Annotated in this window: 19 protein-coding genes; 12 read left to right on the top strand and 7 right to left on the bottom strand. The window is 71.1% G+C overall.

Annotated elements, in window-relative coordinates; translation table 11 throughout:
• Window positions 1-41: 41 nt before the first annotated feature.
• Window positions 42-1,064: a BtrH N-terminal domain-containing protein gene (locus AB0I81_RS12675; RefSeq protein WP_360654559.1), complete on the bottom strand. Its 1,023-nt coding sequence runs from the start codon at window positions 1,062-1,064 to the stop codon at window positions 42-44.
• A gap of 335 nt (window positions 1,065-1,399) precedes the next feature.
• On the opposite strand from AB0I81_RS12675, the gene AB0I81_RS12670 reads away from it, so the two are divergent.
• From AB0I81_RS12670 to AB0I81_RS12625, 10 genes are all read left to right on the top strand, one after another.
• Window positions 1,400-2,719: an ROK family protein gene (locus AB0I81_RS12670; RefSeq protein ID WP_360654556.1), complete on the top strand. Its 1,320-nt coding sequence runs from the start codon at window positions 1,400-1,402 to the stop codon at window positions 2,717-2,719.
• Window positions 2,716-3,525, top strand: coding sequence for an ABC transporter permease (locus AB0I81_RS12665; RefSeq protein WP_360654553.1), 810 nt, complete (start codon window positions 2,716-2,718; stop codon window positions 3,523-3,525). The genes AB0I81_RS12670 and AB0I81_RS12665 overlap by 4 nt, the downstream gene beginning before the upstream one ends.
• Window positions 3,522-4,301 (top strand): ABC transporter ATP-binding protein, encoded by a 780-nt coding sequence (locus AB0I81_RS12660; RefSeq protein WP_360654550.1) that lies wholly within the window; start codon window positions 3,522-3,524, stop codon window positions 4,299-4,301. Before AB0I81_RS12665 ends, AB0I81_RS12660 begins: the two co-directional genes overlap by 4 nt.
• Window positions 4,302-4,365: 64 nt before the next feature.
• Window positions 4,366-5,334: an aliphatic sulfonate ABC transporter substrate-binding protein gene (locus tag AB0I81_RS12655; RefSeq protein ID WP_360654547.1), complete on the top strand. Its 969-nt coding sequence runs from the start codon at window positions 4,366-4,368 to the stop codon at window positions 5,332-5,334.
• Entirely contained in the window at window positions 5,331-6,797 is a 1,467-nt protein-coding gene (locus AB0I81_RS12650; protein WP_360654544.1) for a sulfatase-like hydrolase/transferase, read from the top strand. Before AB0I81_RS12655 ends, AB0I81_RS12650 begins: the two co-directional genes overlap by 4 nt.
• Before the next feature lie 122 nt (window positions 6,798-6,919).
• The gene (locus tag AB0I81_RS12645) at window positions 6,920-7,927 is read left to right on the top strand and encodes a hypothetical protein (protein WP_360654541.1); all 1,008 of its coding nucleotides are present in this window, start codon (window positions 6,920-6,922) and stop codon (window positions 7,925-7,927) included.
• 2 nt (window positions 7,928-7,929) lie between these two features.
• Window positions 7,930-8,223 (top strand): hypothetical protein, encoded by a 294-nt coding sequence (locus AB0I81_RS12640; RefSeq protein WP_360654538.1) that lies wholly within the window; start codon window positions 7,930-7,932, stop codon window positions 8,221-8,223.
• A gap of 118 nt (window positions 8,224-8,341) precedes the next feature.
• Window positions 8,342-9,148, top strand: a complete 807-nt coding sequence (locus AB0I81_RS12635; protein WP_360654536.1) for an alpha/beta hydrolase — start codon at window positions 8,342-8,344, stop codon at window positions 9,146-9,148.
• On the top strand, window positions 9,145-10,080 hold the full coding sequence (locus tag AB0I81_RS12630) for a PP2C family protein-serine/threonine phosphatase (RefSeq protein ID WP_360654533.1): 936 nt from the start codon (window positions 9,145-9,147) through the stop codon (window positions 10,078-10,080). Before AB0I81_RS12635 ends, AB0I81_RS12630 begins: the two co-directional genes overlap by 4 nt.
• Window positions 10,077-10,427 carry an STAS domain-containing protein gene (locus tag AB0I81_RS12625; RefSeq protein ID WP_360654530.1) on the top strand — a complete coding sequence of 117 codons (351 nt, stop codon included), beginning with the start codon at window positions 10,077-10,079 and terminating at the stop codon, window positions 10,425-10,427. Before AB0I81_RS12630 ends, AB0I81_RS12625 begins: the two co-directional genes overlap by 4 nt.
• Here AB0I81_RS12625 and AB0I81_RS12620 read toward each other — a convergent pair.
• The 4 genes from AB0I81_RS12620 to AB0I81_RS12605 are packed head-to-tail and all read right to left on the bottom strand — an operon-like array spanning window position 10,421 to window position 14,362.
• Window positions 10,421-11,227 (bottom strand): ABC transporter permease, encoded by an 807-nt coding sequence (locus AB0I81_RS12620; RefSeq protein WP_360654528.1) that lies wholly within the window; start codon window positions 11,225-11,227, stop codon window positions 10,421-10,423. The two genes, AB0I81_RS12625 and AB0I81_RS12620, sit on opposite strands and share 7 nt — an antisense overlap.
• The gene (locus tag AB0I81_RS12615) at window positions 11,224-12,102 is read right to left on the bottom strand and encodes an ABC transporter permease (RefSeq protein ID WP_360654525.1); all 879 of its coding nucleotides are present in this window, start codon (window positions 12,100-12,102) and stop codon (window positions 11,224-11,226) included. The genes AB0I81_RS12620 and AB0I81_RS12615 overlap by 4 nt, the downstream gene beginning before the upstream one ends.
• The gene (locus AB0I81_RS12610; RefSeq protein ID WP_360654522.1) at window positions 12,099-13,295 is read right to left on the bottom strand and encodes an ABC transporter substrate-binding protein; all 1,197 of its coding nucleotides are present in this window, start codon (window positions 13,293-13,295) and stop codon (window positions 12,099-12,101) included. The genes AB0I81_RS12615 and AB0I81_RS12610 overlap by 4 nt, the downstream gene beginning before the upstream one ends.
• Before the next feature lie 17 nt (window positions 13,296-13,312).
• Complete coding sequence (locus AB0I81_RS12605) at window positions 13,313-14,362, bottom strand: ABC transporter ATP-binding protein (protein ID WP_360654519.1); 1,050 nt, start codon at window positions 14,360-14,362, stop codon at window positions 13,313-13,315.
• A gap of 82 nt (window positions 14,363-14,444) precedes the next feature.
• Here AB0I81_RS12605 and AB0I81_RS12600 point away from each other — a divergent pair, with 82 nt between their 5' ends.
• Both AB0I81_RS12600 and AB0I81_RS12595 read left to right on the top strand, forming a co-directional pair.
• A complete protein-coding gene (locus tag AB0I81_RS12600) occupies window positions 14,445-15,212 on the top strand; it encodes an FCD domain-containing protein (protein ID WP_360654517.1) in 768 nt (255 codons plus the stop codon).
• Window positions 15,213-15,271: 59 nt separating this feature from the next.
• Window positions 15,272-16,003: a cache domain-containing protein gene (locus AB0I81_RS12595; protein ID WP_360654514.1), complete on the top strand. Its 732-nt coding sequence runs from the start codon at window positions 15,272-15,274 to the stop codon at window positions 16,001-16,003.
• A gap of 138 nt (window positions 16,004-16,141) precedes the next feature.
• Here the strand turns inward: AB0I81_RS12595 and AB0I81_RS12590 are convergent, their stop codons facing one another.
• Both AB0I81_RS12590 and AB0I81_RS12585 read right to left on the bottom strand, forming a co-directional pair.
• A complete protein-coding gene (locus AB0I81_RS12590; RefSeq protein ID WP_360654511.1) occupies window positions 16,142-17,011 on the bottom strand; it encodes a fumarylacetoacetate hydrolase family protein in 870 nt (289 codons plus the stop codon).
• A 206-nt stretch (window positions 17,012-17,217) separates the two neighbouring features.
• On the bottom strand, window positions 17,218-18,405 hold the full coding sequence (locus tag AB0I81_RS12585) for an Ig-like domain-containing protein (protein ID WP_360654508.1): 1,188 nt from the start codon (window positions 18,403-18,405) through the stop codon (window positions 17,218-17,220).
• Window positions 18,406-18,408 lie beyond the last annotated feature (3 nt).

The raw sequence follows: 18,408 nt of genomic DNA, 5'->3' as shown, positions 1-18,408 counted from the left end.
CGGCACGCGCTCCCTTAATTTGGCGACCATCCAAACAAAAGTCAACAGATCGCGGCGAGCAGCCCGGCCCCGCGCTCCTCGGTCCGCACGGCGTCCGCGACCAGCGCGGCCAGGTCGGGCAGCGGCTCGCGCCCCGCCGCGGCGGCGGCCACCCCCGACCACTGGCGGCCCGCCTCGCGGTAGACCGCCGCGACCTCGGCGTGCCCGGTCTCGGCCAGGAAGTCGGCGTACAGCGGCCTGGTGGCGCCGGGGGCGGTGTAGTCCACCTCCAGGCACTCCGCGAGCCGGTCGAGTGCCGGGCCGAGGTCGGTGAACCTGCGGGCCCAGCCCTGCCTGCCGGTGGGGTCGGCGAGCTGGGCGGCCAGCTTGCGCATGCCCGACAGCCCGAAGTTGACGTCGAAGTTGTTGCCGAGCACCGGCCCCGTCAGCTTGACGGCGGTGTCCTTGATCGCCCCGAGCACGTCGGGCGCCCCGGTCGCGGGCCCGGTGATCTCGATGAGGTGGTGCCTGGCCTTGGGCACCGCCGACCAGGCCGCCAGGAAGTCCGCCAGCGGCAGTTCGCCGGGGACTTCGTCGCGTACCCGCACGGTGTCTCCCGACAGGCCCGTCACCGCGACGTCCACGGGGTCGGGAAACGGCATCGACTCCCGCCAGGGCAACTGGTGACGGGCGACCCGGCAGATCGGCTGGCGTCCCGCGTCGAGCGCGGCGCGCAGGTTGCGTTCGGCGACCCTGGGCGAGCCCGTCCGCCTGACCTCGTGCGGGACGCCGGCCCTGGTGAGCGCGAGCGGGATCATCGGCTCGGGATGGGCCTGGGCGACGATCGTCAGCATGGGAGGGTGACCGGTGTACTCGAACACGAAGTACATGAACCCGATGCCGCCGCCCAGCCCGAGCAGCATGGCCTCGGAGAGGCCGCCGTCCAGCACGTGGCGCAGGAGGGCGGACTCGTGGTGGTGCCGGCGGGCGCGGCCGGCGACGTGGCGCAGCGCGGTCGTGTACGACTCGCCGGTGCGGGCCATGCGGTCGCGTACGAGGCGCTTGAGGTGTTTGTGATCGGTCATGGCAGTGCTCCAGAGGCGGCCCGCGCACCGGACCCACGCTCCCGCACGCACGGCCCGCCGCACAGGAGGTACCGGCACGATCGAGACGTCGCCCCGAGGACATCGATCCCCTCTGCCTCCGCTTCGCCGCACGGCGTGGGCGCGCGGTCAGGAGGTCGGGCGCGGGACGGCGCCGGACCCAACCTTACTCCCGAACCCCCCGTTATTGGAACGTTACGAACCGCGCACCCTTCATGCGGAAGCGTTCATCCCAGCTCACGGCCCCAATTGCGGATTGGGTAAGTTTTTTTCCGGGTTATTGACGAAAAACATCGGGGATCGGCAGACTCTGCGTCATGTCACATCCCCGTGGCCCCCTGTCACAACTCCGGCGTGGGCACGAAGAGCTCGTGCTCGGGCTGCTGCGCAAGCACGGCCCGCTCAGCCGGAGCGAGCTGGGCAAGCACTGCGGGCTGTCGCGTACCACCCTCTACGACATCCTCGCCGACCTGGTCGCCGCCGGCGCCGTGGTGGCCACCACCTCCCAGGAGGGGCCGCGCGGGCGTGGCCGACCGGCCGAGACACTGACCCTCAACCCGGACGCCGGCCAGGCGATCGGCATCGACTTCGCCCGCCGCGGGCTACACGTCGCGGCCATCAACCTGGCGCATGAGATCGTCGGCTCGGCCAGCGAACCACACGACGCCGACCTGCCATGGGCGCAGCGCGTCGACCTGGCCGAACGGCTCATCGGCTCACTCACCATCACCGGCACGGGCCTCGACAACGCCGCCCTCTCCGGCTCCGGCATCGGCGCCCTTTCAAGTACAGGGACCGGCACCGGCGCGTTGCGGCTGGGTGCGCTCGACGCGATCGGGGTCGGCGTGGTCGGTCCCGTGGACGGCCGGGCGGCCGAGGACGACGACGTGGCCGCCGAGGCGCCGCATCCCGTGCAGGTCCTGCTGCGCGAGCGGTTCGGCGTACCGGTGCTGCTGGACAACAACACCCGGCTGGCCGCGCTGGGCGAGTCCATCTGGGGCGCCGCCGCCGACGGCCAGGACGTGCTGTACCTGCGGCTGTCCCACGGCGTCGGCGGCGGGCTGGTGGTCGGCGGGTCGCTGCACCGCGGCGCGTACGGCCTGTCCGGCGAGTTCGGCCACATCACGGTCGAGCCGGGCGGCGCCCGCTGCGGTTGCGGCGGCAGGGGCTGCCTGGAGACCGTCGCCTCGATCAGAGCCGTGCTGGACGCCTACCGCGCCGCGGGCGGCCGGGCCACGGACGTGCGCGAGCTGGTCAAGGCCGTGGAGGCGGCGGATCGTACCGCGCTCACCCTGCTGGAGGGGGTCGGCGCCAGGATCGGCGAGATGCTCGCGGCCCTGTGCAACGCGATCGGCCCCAGCGTCATCGTCGTCGGCGGTGAGCTCGTCGAGACCGGCCCGGCGCTGATCGAGCCGATCGAGCGGGCGCTGCACGAGCACGTCATGCCCGTCTCCAGGCACCGCGTGAGCCTGCGCCGCGCGACGCTCGGCGAGGTGGCTGGCGCGCTCGGCGGCATCGCCCTGGTCCTGCACGAATCCCCGCTGCTCTCCCGCTACCCGGCCGGCCCGGACCTCGCGGAACACCCGCCCTCCGTCGACAGAAGACCCGTCACCACGAAGCAATCGAGGCATCCATGACCCAGCTCACCGCGCTGGGCAAGTCGCCGGCGGCCCCCACCGCGCGGCGCGGCCCCGCACGTTCACGGCGCGCCATCGTGCTCAACCTGATCGCGGTCGTCATCGGCCTGGTCGTGTGGACGCTGCTGGCCACGATCGGCGTGCAGGGCCTGCCGGGCCCGCTCGAAGTGGCGGCCAAGGCGGGCGAGCTGATCGCCGACGGCACGCTGCTGATGGACTCGCTGGCCAGCCTGCGCAGGGTCCTGATCGGCTTCCTGCTCGGCACGCTGCTGGCCATCCCGGTCGGCTTCCTCATGGGCTGGTACGCCACCGCGCGCGGCCTGCTCGAACCCTACGTGCAGTTCTTCCGCACGATCCCGCCGCTGGCGATCATCCCGCTGGCCATCGTGCTCATGGGCATCGGCGAGGTGCCGAAGGTCTTCGTGATCTTCCTGGCGTCGTTCCTGTCCAGCGTCGTGTCCACCTTCCAGGGCGTCGTGGACGTGGACAAGACGCTGATCAACGCCGCCCGCGTGCTCGGCGCCTCCGACCGCACCATCTTCCTCAAGGTCGTGGTGCCGGCCTCGACGCCGTTCATCCTGGTCGGGATGCGGGTCGGGCTCGGCTCGGCCTGGGGCACGCTGGTCGCCGCCGAGCTGATCGCCGCCCAGGAAGGGCTGGGCTTCCGGATGCAGCAGGCCCAGCTCTACTACGACCTGTCCACGATCTTCGTGGGCCTGATCGCCATCGGCGTGCTCGGCCTGCTGATGGACCGCCTGCTGCTGCTGGCCGAGCGCCGCCTCACGAACTGGCAGGAGCGCCGATGAACGCCAAGATCTCTTTCAGGGACGTCGTCAGGACGTACCCGATGAAGGACGACACCTTCGTCGCGCTCGACCACGTGTCGCTGGACATCGCCGACCGCGAGTTCGTCACCGTCGTGGGCCCGTCGGGCTGCGGCAAGAGCACGCTGATGAGCATGGCCGCCGGACTGGTCGAGCCCACCTCGGGCGAGGTGCTGGTGGACGGCAGACCCGTCACCGGGCCGGGCCCCGACCGTGGGGTGATCTTCCAGCAGTACGCGCTGTTCCCCTGGCTCACCGTGCGCAAGAACGTCGAGTTCGGGCTCAAGCTGATGGAAATGCCGGCCGAGGAGCGCAGGCGGCGGGCCCAGCACGCGATCGAGCTGGTCGGGCTGGCCGACTTCGCCGACGCGCTGCCCAAGACGCTGTCCGGCGGCATGAAGCAGCGCTGCGCCATCGCCCGCGCGTACGCGGTCAACCCCGAGGTCCTGCTCATGGACGAGCCGTTCGGCGCGCTCGACGCGCTGACCAGGGTGCAGTTGCAGGACCAGCTCCTGGACACCTGGAGCCAGGAGCGGCGCACCGTCATGTTCATCACCCACGACGTGGACGAGGCCGTCTACCTGGCCAGGCGGGTCATCGTGATGGCCGCCAGGCCCGGCCGGATCCAGCAGGTCATCGAGGTGGACCTGCCGTACCCGAGGACCGAGGAGATGCGGCTTTCGCCGGAGTTCGGGCGGATCCGCAACGAGGTCTGGCACGCCGTCTACCACCAGGCTCCGGCCGTACCAGCGGCCTAGCACCGTCCAGGCTCCGGCCGTGACCGCGGCCCGGCACCAACCCCCCGGAAAGGACTGATCCGCCATGCGTTCCCTTCGCCGCGCCCTGACGGCCGCCACGGCGGTGAGCCTGCTCGCCCTCTCCGTGACCGCCTGTTCCGACGACGGCTCCACGGTCAGGTTCGGCTACATCAGCGACTACAACGGCGCCAGCCTGCTCGCGATCGCCGACAAGCAGGGCCTGTGGGAGAAGCAGGGCCTCACCCCCGACATCAAGGTCTTCACCAACGGGCCGCTGCAGATCCAGGCGCTCGGCGCGGGCGACCTCGACTTCGGTTACATCGGCCCCGGCGCGATGTGGCTGCCCGCCACGGGCAAGGCCAAGGTCGTCGCGATCAACACGCTCGCCTACGCCGACCGCGTGATCGGCCGGCCGGGCGTCAAGAGCATCGCCGACCTGAAGGGCAAGAAGGTCGGCGTGCCCGAAGGCACGTCCGGCGACATGGTGCTCAACCTGGCGCTGCAGAAGGCCGGCATGACGGTCAAGGACATCCAGAAGGTGCCCATGGATCCGGCGACCGTCGTGTCGGCCTTCTCCTCCGGGCAGATCGACGGGGCCGGCATCTGGTACCCGCTGATCGACAACATCAAGCGGCAGGTGCCCGGCATGGTCGAGCTGGCCAGCACCAAGGAGTGGCCGGACAGCTCGTTCCCGACCGCCTTCGTCGGCGGCACCCAGGTGAAGGACGAGCTCACCAACAAGGTGATCAAGGTGCTGCAGGAGGCCAACGACTGGCGGGCCGCGCACCCCGAGGAGTCGATCACCGAGGCCGCCGCCCTGCTCAAGCTGGACGCGGCCAAGGTCAAGGCCGACGCGGCCAACGTGCAGGTGATGAGCACCGAGGACCTGGTCAACAAGACCAAGGACGGCACCGTGGCCAAGTGGCTCAACAGCCTGGGCGACTTCTTCGTCAGCACCGGCCAGCTCAAGTCCAGGCCCGACCCCGCTACGTACTACACCGGCGACCTCTACCAGAAGGCTTTCTCCAAGTGAACCTGCTGTTCCTGATGACCGACCAGCACCGCGTGGACACCCTGGGCTGCTACGGCAACCCGCACGTGGCCACGCCCAACCTCGACAGGCTGGCCGCCACCGGCACGCGGTTCGATCGGTTCTACACGCCGACGGCCATCTGCACGCCCGCGCGGGCCAGCCTGCTCACCGGGCAGGCTCCGTTCAGGCACCGGCTGCTGGCGAACTACGAGCGCAACGTCGGCTACCTGGAGGACCTGCGCGAGGACGCCTTCACCTTCCCCGAGGCGCTGAAGGAGCGCGGCTACCAGCTCGGGCTGATCGGCAAGTGGCACGGCGGCACCAGCAGGAACGCCGCCTCCTACGGGTTCGACGGGCCCGACCTGCCCGGCTGGCACAACCCGGTCGACCACCCCGACTATCTGGCCTACCTGGAGGAGCGGGGGCTGCCGCCGTACCGGATCTCGGATCTGATCCGGGGCACCACGCCCAACGGCAACCAGGGCAACCTGCTCGCCGCGCGGCTGCACCAGCCGGTCGAGGCCACGTTCGAGCACTACCTGGCCGACCGGGCGATCGAGCACATGGAGCGGTACGCGGCCGACGGGCGGCCGTTCTTCCTGGCCACGCACTTCTTCGGGCCGCATCTGCCGTACCTGCTGCCGGACGAGTACTTCGACATGTACGACCCGAGCCTGGTCGAGCTGCCGCCGTCGATCGCCGAGACGTTCGAGGGCAAGCCGCCGGTGCAGCGCAACTACAGCGAGCACTGGACGTTCGACACGATCCCGATCGAGGTCACCCGCAAGCTGATCGCGGTCTACTGGGGTTACGTGACCCTGATCGACCAGCAGATCGGCCGGATCCTCGACCGCATGGACGAGCTGGGCCTGACCGACAAGACGTCGGTGATGTTCACCTCCGACCACGGCGAGTTCACCGGCGCGCACCGGCTGCACGACAAGGGCCCCGCGATGTACGAGGACATTTACCGCATCTGCGGCATCGTCCGGATCCCGGGTGCTCCGCCGCAGGTCAGGAACGAGTTCGTGTCGCTCACCGACTGCACGGCGACGATCCTGGAGCTGGCCGGCTGCGACACCAAGCCGGCCGTGGACAGCCGCAGCCTGGTGCCGCTGGTACGCGGTGAGCACCCCGAATGGCCGGGCGAGCTGCTCGCGGAGTTCCACGGCCACCACTTCCCCTACCCGCAGCGCATGATCCGCGACGACCGCTACAAGCTGATCGTCAACCCGGAGTCGGTCAACGAGCTGTACGACCTGACCGCCGACCCGCACGAGCTGAGCAACCGCTACACCCATCCGGAGATGGCCGGGGTCCGCCGCCGTCTCATGCGCAGGCTGTACGACCTGCTGCGCGACCGGGGCGACAACTTCTACCACTGGATGACCCCGATGTACGACATCGGCGCCCTGGACTACGACCCCACGCTGAGCTCCTTCGAGAAGGAGAGCACCGGCTGAGGATGCTTGCCCCCCGGTGACGAAGGGTTGTCGGGGGCGATTCCCGTTCTGCCAAACGGCTCTCCCCGGGAGGCCCGGTGTGCTTGACTCCCGCCTGGCAACCACACCCTCTGGGAGGGTTCATGGGGGAGTTCGTGGGGATCGACCCCCGAGGGGCACTTGAGCTGATTCGCCGGATGGAGGCGGGTGAGGCACTGCTGGGCAGGACGCGGCCCAGGCTGGACGCCGCCATCGACGAGGCGGGCCAGGACTGGGCCGGCCACCAGGGCAGCACGGCCCTGCACCGCGCCCTGGGCTTCTTCCACGAGTCCCGGCGGGAACTGAAGTGGCGCATCGACACGATCGAGCAGCTCGTGCCGGTGCGTGAGCGAGGGCTGCTCACGGCCACGTTCCCGTTCGACGGCGAGGCCGAGGCCAGGCGGAGCGCCGAGGAGACGGCCGACACGATCCGCACGGCGCTGGAGACCCCGCCGACGGACGACGACTCGCCGACGAACGACCGCGCACGGGCCGATGACGGCTCGTCGGCGGATGACGGTGAGGGTGGCACGGCCGCGCGGGTCGGGCGGGTGCTCTCGGACGTCCGGGGTGAGGCCGGCGATCCCGCCTACGCGGCGGCGCTGCTGGCGGCGCTCGGCCCGCACACTCTCGTGCGGCTCCTGGAGGCGGTCCCTGACGACCAGGAGGACGCACCGGCCGGAGCACCGGCCGGAACCCTCGCCAGGGCCTTCGCCAGTGCCGAGCGGACCGGGCGGCTCGGCGAGGAGTGGCAGGCGTTCGCGGAAACGGCCCCGCCGCACGTCCTGACGTCGCTGATCGCACACGCCGGCCAGTCGGGCCCGTTCCTCAACCGGGCGGCGCTCACCCTGCTCGACCGCCCGGACCCGGCCTGGGACCCGCACGGCCTGGTCACCGCCTACGCCGCCAACCCGCTGGCGTTCCAGCAGTTCCTCGCCGAACAGCCCGCCGCGGCCGAGACCCTGCTGAGCATCGCCGCCGGCGATCCCGCGCTGGCCGGGGCGCTGCACGAGGCGCTCAGGCCGGAGGTCGGCGCCGACGGGCTGCGGCAGCGGGCCTGGTCCAACGTGCTGCGCGGGGTCGGCGCGACGCTGCGGGTCGAGGACGGCTGAGCATGCCCACCAGGGACCAGTTGTTGCGCGAGGCGGGCGAGAAGGAGTCGCTGGCCGCCACGTTCACGCGCTACGCCAGGTCGCTGCCGGAGGCGTTCGAGGGCATCCCGGCCGCGCAGGGCGACCACGCGGCGTTCTGGACGGGCCCGGCCGCCGAGCGCTACCTCACCCAGGCGCTCCGGCTGCGCCGCGAGCTGGCCGAGCTGGCGGACTCGTGCCTGGCCACCGCCGAGAACCTGCGCCGCAGGGCCAGGCGGCTGCGCCAGGACGCCGCCGAGGTGCCGGAACTGGCGTGATCCGCCACAAAGCGCCAAAGTGGCAGATAGCTTCACACCAATGGACAGAGCGTAAGTACAGGCCGCTAACCTGGCATGCGTACCGGACGCGATCCAGTTAGGCGGGGTTTCGACAATTATGGACGTCGGCCGCAGGAACAATGTGGTGATCACCGGCAACCCGGCGGGACCGGTGGTCATGCTCGCGCATGGTTTCGGCTGCGACCAGAACATGTGGCGTCTGATCACCCCCGGGCTGGTGAACGACTTCCGGGTCGTCCTGTTCGACCACGTGGGCGCGGGCAAATCGCAGTTGTCGGCGTGGCAGCCCGACCGCTATGCCCGCCTCGACGGCTATGCCGAGGACGTGCTGCAGATCTGCGCGGAGTTCGACCTGTCCGAGGTGGTGTTCGTCGGGCACTCGGTCGCCTCCATGATCGGGGTGCTGGCGGCGGTACGCGACCCGGCGCCCTTCGCCAAGCTGGTCCTGCTGGCGCCGTCGCCGTGCTACCTCGATGACGGCGACTACCGCGGCGGCTTCAGCCGGGCCGACATCGACGAGCTGCTGGCCTCGCTGGACAGCAACTATCTCGGGTGGTCGGCGCAGATGGCCCCGGTGATCATGGGCAATCCGGAGCGGCCCGAGCTGGGCGACGAGCTGACCAACAGCTTCTGCAGGACCGACCCGCGGATCGCCGCCGCCTTCGCGCGTACCACGTTCCTGTCCGACAACCGCTCCGACCTGGCCAGGGTCGGCGTGCCGACCCTGGTGCTCGACTGCCGGCAGGACGCCATCGCGCCGCCCGGGGTCGGCACGTTCGTGCACGAGCAGATCGCGGGCAGCATCCGGCACACCCTGCCCGCGACCGGCCACTGCCCGCAGCTCAGCGCGCCGGAGGCGACGCTGGAGGCCATCGTCTCCTTCGCCGCCGGAGGCTCGGGATGATGGCGGGCGCGGGGCAGGCTCCCGATCCCACCGGCGACGGCGTGGACGAGACGCTCTTCACCACCGTCTTCGACGCCTCCGACCGCCGCGCGTACGAGGAGGAACTGCTGCGCGCCCGGCAGGAGGCCGAACGCGAGCGCGAGCGCCTCGAACGGCTGGTCGCCACCCTGCAGCACAGCCTGCTGCCGTCGTCGTTGCCGCGGGTGCCCGGCCTGCTGGCCGCCTCGCACTACCGCATCGCCTCGCGCGACCAGGTCGGCGGCGACTTCTACGACCTGTTCCCGCTGGCCCGCGAGCGGTGGGGCTTCTTCCTGGGGGACGTGTGCGGCAAGGGGGCCTCCGCCGCCGCGGTGACCTCGATGATCCGCTACACGCTGCGCGCGGCGGCGGTCTACGACGACGACCCGGTGGCCGTGCTGCGCACCCTCAACACCGAGCTCGGCCGGCACCTCATCGACGACCCCCGGTACTGCACCGCCGTCCTCGGCATCCTCGCCCCGGACGGCGACGGCTTCGAGCTCACGCTGGCCGGCGGCGGCCACCCGTCGAGCCTGCTGCTGCGGGCCGACGGCAGCGCCGGTTATCAGGCCATTCCCGGAGGCATGCTGATCGGCATGCTGCCCGACGCCCGCTTCACCTCCGTCACGCTGCGGCTGTCGCCGGGCGACACCCTGCTGCTCTACACCGACGGCCTGATCGAGGCCCGTACCGGTCCCGCCAACAGCACCGGCACCGAGGACGGCCGCTACGGGGACGAGGCCCTGCTCGCCTTCGCCGCCGCCCTGGCCCCCACCACCGCGGCCGGGGCGGTCACCGCCGTGGCCGGCCTGCTCGACAGCTTCGCCGACGGCCTGGACGACGACACCGCCGTCCTCGCCCTCGGCGTGCCTTTGCCCACAGAGGACCACTCGCCCACAGAGGAATCGGCATGACCGCGATGACCACCGCCGTCCATGACATCGCCGGCGGGCCCGTGCTCGAGATCGCGGGCGACCTCGACCACCACAGCGCTCCCGAGGCCGTCCAGGCGGTGCAGGACATCATGCTGACGGCCGGTCAGCAGCTCATCGTCGATCTGGCGGGGCTGACGTTCTGCGACTCCAGCGGCATCGCCACCCTGATCGCCGCCTACAACAAGGCCGCGGAGGTGGGCGCCGGCATGGCGCTGGCCTGCGTGCCCGCCTCGGTCAACCGCACGCTGGCGATCATCGGCATGGCCCGCCTGATCGCCATCCATCCCACCGTCCAGGCCGCGGCCGAGCAGTGGCGCTCTCAGTGAGCGCCCACGTCTGACGACAGCCGCTGGGCCAGATAGACCGGCACCACCGAGGCCACGATGAGCGCGGCGGCCACCACGTTCACCACCGGCGCCTGGTTGGGCCTGAACAGGTTCTCGAAGATCCAGATCGGCAACGTCCGCACCCCCGCCCCGGCCGTGAACGTGGTCACGATGATCTCGTCGAACGACAGGGCGAAGGCCAGCAGCCCGCCCGCCAGCAGCGCCGACCTGATCATCGGGAACGTCACCAGCCGGAACGTCGTGAACGGCCCCGCCCCGAGGTCGGCCGACGCCTCCTCCAGGCTCATCCCGGTACGCCGCAGCCGGGCCAGCACGTTGTTGTAGACGGTCACCACGCAGAACGTGGCGTGCCCGACCACCACCGTGAACAGCCCGAGCCCCACCCCGAACGGCTCCAGCACGGTACGGAAGGCGTTGTTGAGCGCGATCCCGGTGACGATGCCCGGCAGCGCGATGGGCAGGATGATCACCAGTGACACGGCGTCGCGGCCGAAGAAGCGGTAACGCTGCACGGCGAAGGCCGCCATCGTGCCGAGCACCAGCGCGATGGCCGTCGCCCCGAGCCCCGCCCGTACCGAGGTCCACAGCGCCTCGCGCACCCCGGATGAGGCCCAGGCCGCGCCCCACCAGCGCAGCGTCAGCCCGGACGGCGGCCAGCCGAACGTGCGGTCGGCGTTGACCGAGTTGAGCAGCACGACCAGCAGCGGCACGTAGATCACCGCCAGCCCGGCCGCGAGCGCGAGCCAGAGCAGCCATCGGGAAAGCCGGGAAAGTCTCACAGGTTCTCCAGAGCTCCGGTACGGCGCACCGCCGCCAGGTAACCGAGCATGATGACGACGGGCACGGTCGCCACCGCCGCGGCGAACGGCAGGTCGCCCGCGGCCCCGATGTTGTCGTAGACCACGTTCCCGATGAGCTGGCCACGCCCGCCGACGATCTTGACGGCGATGTAGTCGCCCAGCGACAACGAGAACGTGAAGATCGACCCGGCGACCACGGCCGGGAACGTCAGCGGCCAGACGACCGTGCGGAAGACCCGCCCCGCGCGCGCCCCGAGATCCCCCGCCGCCTCCAGCAGCGAGCCGGGCAGCCGCTCAAGCCCGGCGTAGATGGGCAGGATCATGTAGGGCAACCACAGGTACGCCAGCGTCAGCACGGTCGCCGGCACCCCGAACCCCCAGCCCAGCAGCCCGCCCGAGGACAACATGACCCGCCACGCGTACGCCTTGACCAGGTAGCTCGCCCACAGCGGCGTCAGCACCGCGATCACCAGCCAGCGCCGCGCCCGCGGCGAGGCCAGCCTGGCCATCGCGAACGCCATCGGGAAGGCCACCACCAGGTCGATGACCGTCACCGCGAGCGCCACCCCTGCCGAGCGCAGCGCGATCGTCCTGTACACCTCCCCCGTGACCAGGTCCTGGAAGTTGGCCCAGGTGAACGTCCTGACCAGGGTGCCGGTGAAGGTGTCCACGGAGTAGAAGGCGGTGACGAACAGCGCCGCCAGCGCCCCCAGGTAGGCCAGGCCCAGCCACGCCAGCGGCGCCGACAACAGCAGCGACAGCCGTAGCCCGGCCCTGCGGTGCAGGAAGGAGCCGACCCTCCGGTGCTGGGCGGCGCCGGCCCTGCGGTGCGGAGAGGCGCCGGCCCGGGTCAACCCTTGATCTCCGTCCAGGCCCGCGTCCAGGCGGCGTAGTCCTTGCACGTGACGCCGGTGCGGCCGTCGAGGCACTGGCTGATCGGGGTGATCCAGTAGTGGACCTTGGCGAAGTACGCCTCGTCGGTGGCGTGGAAGGTCTCGCAGTGCTTGGGGTCGGTGGTCTCCTCGCACGCCTTGGCGTTCGACGGCGCCTCGCCGAAGTACTCGGCGACCTGGGCGTTCGCGGTGGGCGAGATGATCCAGTCCAGCCAGCGGTAGGCGCAGTTCGGGTGCGCGGCCTTGGCGGCCACCATCCACGTGTCCGACCAGCCGGTCGCGCCCTCCTTGGGCAGCACCGCCGCCACGGGCGCCTTCTCGCTCAGGGCCACGTTCACGATGACCTGCCAGGTGGTGCCCACGACCGAGTCGCCGCTCTTGAACGCCTGGACCTCCTTGGTGTAGTCGGACCAGTATTCGCCGATGATCTGCTTCTGCCGCTTGAGCAGGTCCACGGCGGCCTGGAACTGCTTGTCGTCCAGCGCGTACGGGTTCCTGATGCCCAGGTCCGGCCGGTTGCTCATCAGGTAGACGGCGGCGTCGGCGATGTAGATGGGCGAGTCGTAGGCCGTCACCCTGCCCTTGTACGGCGAGTTCGGGTCGAAGACCACGCTCCACGAGTCGGGGGCGGGCTTGACCGTGTCGGTGCGCCACATCAGCAGGTTGGCGCCGCGGCCGTGCGGGACTCCGTACGGGACGCCGTTCACGGAGTTCCACAACTTGCTCTTCAGGCCGTCGAACACGTCGGTGTAGTTGGGGATCAGGCTGGTGTTGACCGGCGCCACGGAGCCGGCCGCGATCAGGCGCAGCGAGGCGTCGCCCGAGGCGGAGACGGCGTCGTACTGGCCGGTCCGCATGAGCGCGACCATCTCGTCGGAGGTGCCGGCGACCTTGGTGTTGACCTGGCAGCCGGTCTCCTGCTCGAACGGGGTGACCCAGTCCACCTTGGGGTCGTTGCCGCCGTCCTCGACGTATCCGGCCCAGGCGACGAGGTTGACCTGGCCCTCGCCGGTGCCGAGGGACTGCTGAGCCTCCAGCTTGGGCGGGACGAAGCCGGTCTGGCCGGGGGCGAGCGCGCTCGGCCTGGTCGTGGTGCCGCAGGCGGCGAGCAGGACGAGGGCCGCCGCCGCGATGGCCGTTGTTGTCGGTCGCATGCCTTCTCCCGGAATTCCTAGGTGATCGCGAACTCGTGCCGCCGCTGCCACACGAGCCGGACGCGGGCGCCTCTCAGGCCCAGTACCTCCATGGAGGAGACCTGGAGGTTCTGCTGCAGCGCGATCAGCCGGCCGCCCGCGTCGAGGTCCACGACGAACCTGGTGGCGGCGCCCGCGTACACGACCTCCGCGACCGTGCCCGTGGCGCTGTGCTCGCCGGGACCGGGCCCGGCGGGCTCCCCTCCACCCGGCACCCGGAACAGGACGCGGAGCTTCTCCGGACGGACGCTGAACGTGCCGGGGCGGCCGAGGATCTGCTCGGCGGCGGAGCCGGAGATGAGGTTCGAGGTGCCCACGAAGGCGGCCACGAACTCGGTGGCGGGCCGCTCGTAGATCTCGGCGGGCGTACCGACCTGCTCGATCCTGCCCGCGTCGAACACGGCCACCCGGTCGCTCATCGTCAGCGCCTCCTCCTGGTCGTGCGTGACGAACAGGAACGTGATGCCGACCTCGCGCTGCAGTTCCTTCAGCTCGACCTGCATCTCCTCGCGCAGCTTGAGGTCCAGCGCGCCCAGGGGCTCATCCAGCAGCAACACGCGCGGCCGGTTGACCAGCGCCCTGGCCAGCGCGACCCGCTGGCGCTGGCCGCCGGACAGCTGGGTCGGGCGGCGCTGCTCCAGGCCCTCCAGGCGCACCGAGCGCAGCGCGGCCACGGCCCGCTCGCGCCGCTCGGCCCTGGGCACCTTCTTCACGCGCAGGCCGTACTCGACGTTGGCCAGCACGTTCATGTGCGGGAACAGCGCGTAGTCCTGGAAGACGGTGTTGACGTCGCGCTCGAACGGGGCCAGGCGGGTGACGTCCCTGCCGCCCAGCTCCACCGTGCCCGCGGTGGGCGGCTCGAAGCCGGCGATCAGGCGCAGCACCGTGGTCTTGCCCGATCCCGACGGCCCCAGCATGGCGAAGAACTCGCCGTCGCGGACCTCCAGGTCGATCCCGGCCACGGCCGTGACCGGCCCGAACTCCTTGCGCAGCCCGCGTAACCCGACCGCCGTCTCGCTGCCTGGCATAACCGAAAACATATGATTTCAAAGGTTTTACGACAAGGGCGATTCCTGTATCAATGTCGTGAACGTTGGGAGGGGTGGGGCGATGGCGGGGAGCGGACCTCATCTGGCCGTGTTCGCCCCGGTGGGGGGCGCCGGCCGGGTGGACGCCGTCGTGCGCCGCCTCTCCGACGCCATCGCGCTCGGCCTGCTGGCCGACGGTGAGCAGTTGCCGAGCGAGGCGGAGCTGGCCGGGCGGCTCGGCGTCTCCACGGTGACGCTGCGGGAGGCGCTCATGGCGCTGCGGCAGCAGGGGCTGGTGGAGACCAGGCGCGGGCGGGGCGGCGGCAGTTTCGTACGCACGCCGCGCGAACCTCCGGAGCTGGGCGCGCGGCTGGCCGCGTTCACCGTGGACGAGCTGCGGGACCTGGGCGACCACTACGCGGCCATCGCCGGCGCGGCGGCCCGGCTGGCGGCCCGCCGCGCGCTGCCCGGTGACCTGGCGCCGCTGTGGCGCTCGCTGGACGACATGGCGCGGGCGGCGCGGTCGTCGCGCCGTGCCGTGGAGCCCGCGCAGCGCGCCGACTCCACGGCCGCGCTGCGGCGGCTCGACGGCCGCTTCCACGTCGAGATCGCGGCCGCCTCCCAGTCGGCGCGGCTCACCCAGGAGGAGATCCGGTTACAGGCTGACATCGGGCCGTTGCTGTGGCTTCCGTACGACGGGCCGGAGGGGCACGATGAGGTCACGGCCCAGCATCGCGCGATCGCCGAGGCCATCCGCCGAGGTGACCCCGGCCAGGCCCGCGACCTGGCCGAACAGCACGTGCTCGACGCACTGGAACGGCTGATCGAGCTGCGGCTGGCGAACGCCTGACCCGCCGGCCGCCGGCGACCCGGGCGCGGCGGGCGCGACCACAGGCACGGAGGTGCACGATGCCCCAGCCCACCCGGCAGGCCGCCGATCGGGCCGCCGCGCGCATCAGCGAGATCGTCGAGGGCGTGTTCGCCCTGCTCGACGACGTACGCGACCGCACGGCCGCGCTCGCCGGGACGCGCCGGCGGCCGGCGAAGGCCGACCTGGCGGCGCTGCGGCCGGCGCTGTTCGCCCACCTCGGCGGGCTCGTGGCGGGCATCGGGTTCATCGCCGCGCCCGGACTGCTGGTGGACGCGCCGTGGTACCTGGAGTGGTGGCAGGACGATCCCTCCGGCAGGCCGGTGCAACTCCTGCGCGACCTCGACCCGGCCGGCAGCGCGTTCTACGACTACACGCACTGGGAGTGGTACGCGGGGCCGTGCGAGGGGGCGGAACGCACGATCTGCGGGCCGTACGTGGACTACCTGTGCACCGACGAGTACAGCCTCACGCTGTCGGTGCCGGTGACGGCCGGGGGCGTCTTCGCGGGGGTGGCGGCGGCGGACGTGTTCGTGCGGCGGTTCGAGGGCGCGGTCGTGCCGGTGCTGCGCGAGGTGCCGGCGCCCGCGTTCGTGATCAGCGCGGCGGGGCGGGTGGTGGCCTCCAGCACCGCCAAGTGGATCGGCGGCTCGGTCTTCCGCGGCGAGGACGGCTTCGAGGCGCATCCGTGCGGTGAGCTGCCGCTCTCGCTCGTCGTCGCGAGCACCGCGACGCTACGAGGGAACCACCGCACCCCTTCGCACAGCGCGTGAGCCGCTCGCGCATGAGCCGCTCACGTGTGAGCCGCTCGGGGGCCGCTCGGGGGCCCGCAACACCCCTTCGCACACTGTACGAGCCGCGAGGGGGCCGGTACACACCCCCTCGCGCACTACGTGGGGCCGGTCAGCGGGTCAGCCCAGCTGCTCGGGCACACCCCTGACCACGGTCGTCGTCAGCGTGCCGATCTCACCGATGCCGATGGTCACCGTATCGCCGTCCTGGAGCGTGAACGGCAGGTCCGGCACCAGGCACGTTCCGGTGGCCAGCACCGCGCCGTCGGGGAAGACGTCGGCCCTGAACAGGTAGCCGGCCAGGTCGTCCAGGCGGCGGTTGAGCTGGGAGGTGCTCGCCTTGCCGTCCCACACCGTCTCCCCGCCCCTGGCGATGCTGAGCGAGATGTCCAGCGCGTACGGGTCCGCGACCTCCCACGCGGGCCTGATCCCCGGCCCCGCCGCGCATCCGCCCAGGTAGATCTTGGCCTGCGGCAGGTAGAGCGGGTTGACCCCCTCGATGGTGCGGGAGCTGACGTCGTCCACCACGGTGTAGCCGACGATCTCGCCCGCCGCGTTCAGCACCAGCCCGAGCTCCGGCTCCGGCACGTCGATCTCGGAGTCCTCACGCACCGCGATGCGCCCGCCGTCCCCCGCCACCTTCCAGGCCACCGACTTGAAGAACAACTCGGGCCGCTCGGCGTCGTAGACCAGCTCGTACACGTCGGCGGCACGCTCACTCTCCAGCACCCGCGCCTCACGCGAGCGCCGATAGGTCACGCCGGCCGCCCACACCTCCATGCGCCCGTCCACGGGCGGCAACAACGCCACCGACCCGGACGGATGCCGCGCCCCGTCCGCCCCCTCACACCGCGCCCTCAGCTCATCGGAGGACAACCGAAGCAGTTCACCCACACTGCTGACCCCCTTGAGCTCCACCACCTGCTCGCCGTCATCGATTCCGACCGCGTCGGCACTGGTCAGAGGGCTTGTGAACCGTACGATCTGCATGCCTGCTCCTAGCTCCATCAGACGAGGGGGTACATGTCATCCGATGTATGTCCCCTATGGGATCAATTTAGTTGTTTGTCGGGGGATAGTGTCTAGAAGGTCACCAGGAACTCGTACAGGTTCAGCGTCCAGACCAGCAGCCATAAAGCGGCGGCCGGGAGCCCGATGGACCCCCGGCCGCTCCGATCTACAGGCACCCGCTCTACCTACCCATTGACCGGCTTGCCCAGTGCGCTGCCCGCCAGCCAGTCCTCCCAGGACTTGGCCCAGGGGGTCGGTCCGTTGCCGAACTCCAGTTTCCTGGAGGTGCCGGTGACCTCGATGATGTCGCCGCGCTGGGTGAACTCGTAGAACCAGCGGGCGTTGGCGGGGCTGGCGTTCACGCAGCCGTGGCTGACGTTGGAGCTGCCCTGCGCGCCGGTGGACCAGGGGGCGGCGTGGAAGAAGGTGCCGCTGTAGGTCATGCGGACGTTCCACTTCGTCGGGATGCGGTACTCGCCGGGCTCGCCGATCGTGGCCGAGTCCATGACCATGTCGGCGGTCTTCTCCTGGGCGATCATGACGCCCGAGTAGCTGTCGGTTCCCGGTTTGCCCAGGCTGACCGGGATGGTCTTGACGACCTCGCCGTCCTCGCGCACGACCGCCCGATGCTCCTTGGCGTCGACCTTGGTGATGTGCTCGGGTCCGACGGTGAAGGTCAGGCTGCGGTTCTTGGTGCCCCACACGCCCGATCCCGCCCGCAGCCCCGCCAGGTGCGCCACGACCGTGACCTTCTGCCCGACCGGCCAGTACTCGCGCGGCCTGAACTGCACCTCCCGGTCACTCACCCAGCTCCACGCGCCCTCGACCGGCTTGGCCATCCGTACCTCAAGCGACCGCTCGATCGCGGCCCTGACCTGCTGCCCGGCGATCGGCCGCGACAGCAGGAGCTGCACGGGCATCCCGACGCCGACCTTCTCGCCGTCCAGCGGGGACATGCCGCTCTCCAGCGCCCGCTTGGGCTTGAGTGTGGTGAACGTGGCCGCGCCCGTCACCTGCTTGCCGTCCGTGCCGGTGGCCGCCGCGCTGACCGTGTACGCGGTCGAGGGCCTTAACGGCCACCGGGGCCGCCACATCCCGTCGGCCGCCACGGCTCCCTTCACCGCCCGCCCCTTGGCGTCGGCGACGGCGACCTTGGTGACCTGGCCGCCGGTGGCCTTGACGCTGATCCCGGTGTCGGGGGCGACCTTCTTGGTGCCGTCCGCCGGGGTGATCGACAACTTGGCCACGGGGCCCTGCTCCTGGGCGGGGGCGCCCGCCGGGCCCGCACCTCCTGACGAGGTGCATCCGGCGGTCACGAGCAGCGCCGCCGCCGCCATGCTCACGATTGTCTTGCTGGTCTGGCCGTTCCGCATCTC

Origin of the sequence: Nonomuraea sp. NPDC050404, assembly GCF_040655495.1 — a bacterium.
In the GTDB taxonomy this organism is placed as follows: domain Bacteria; phylum Actinomycetota; class Actinomycetes; order Streptosporangiales; family Streptosporangiaceae; genus Nonomuraea.
The sequence above is the reverse complement of the archived record's forward strand: the minus strand, read 5'-3'. Positions and strand labels throughout refer to the sequence as shown.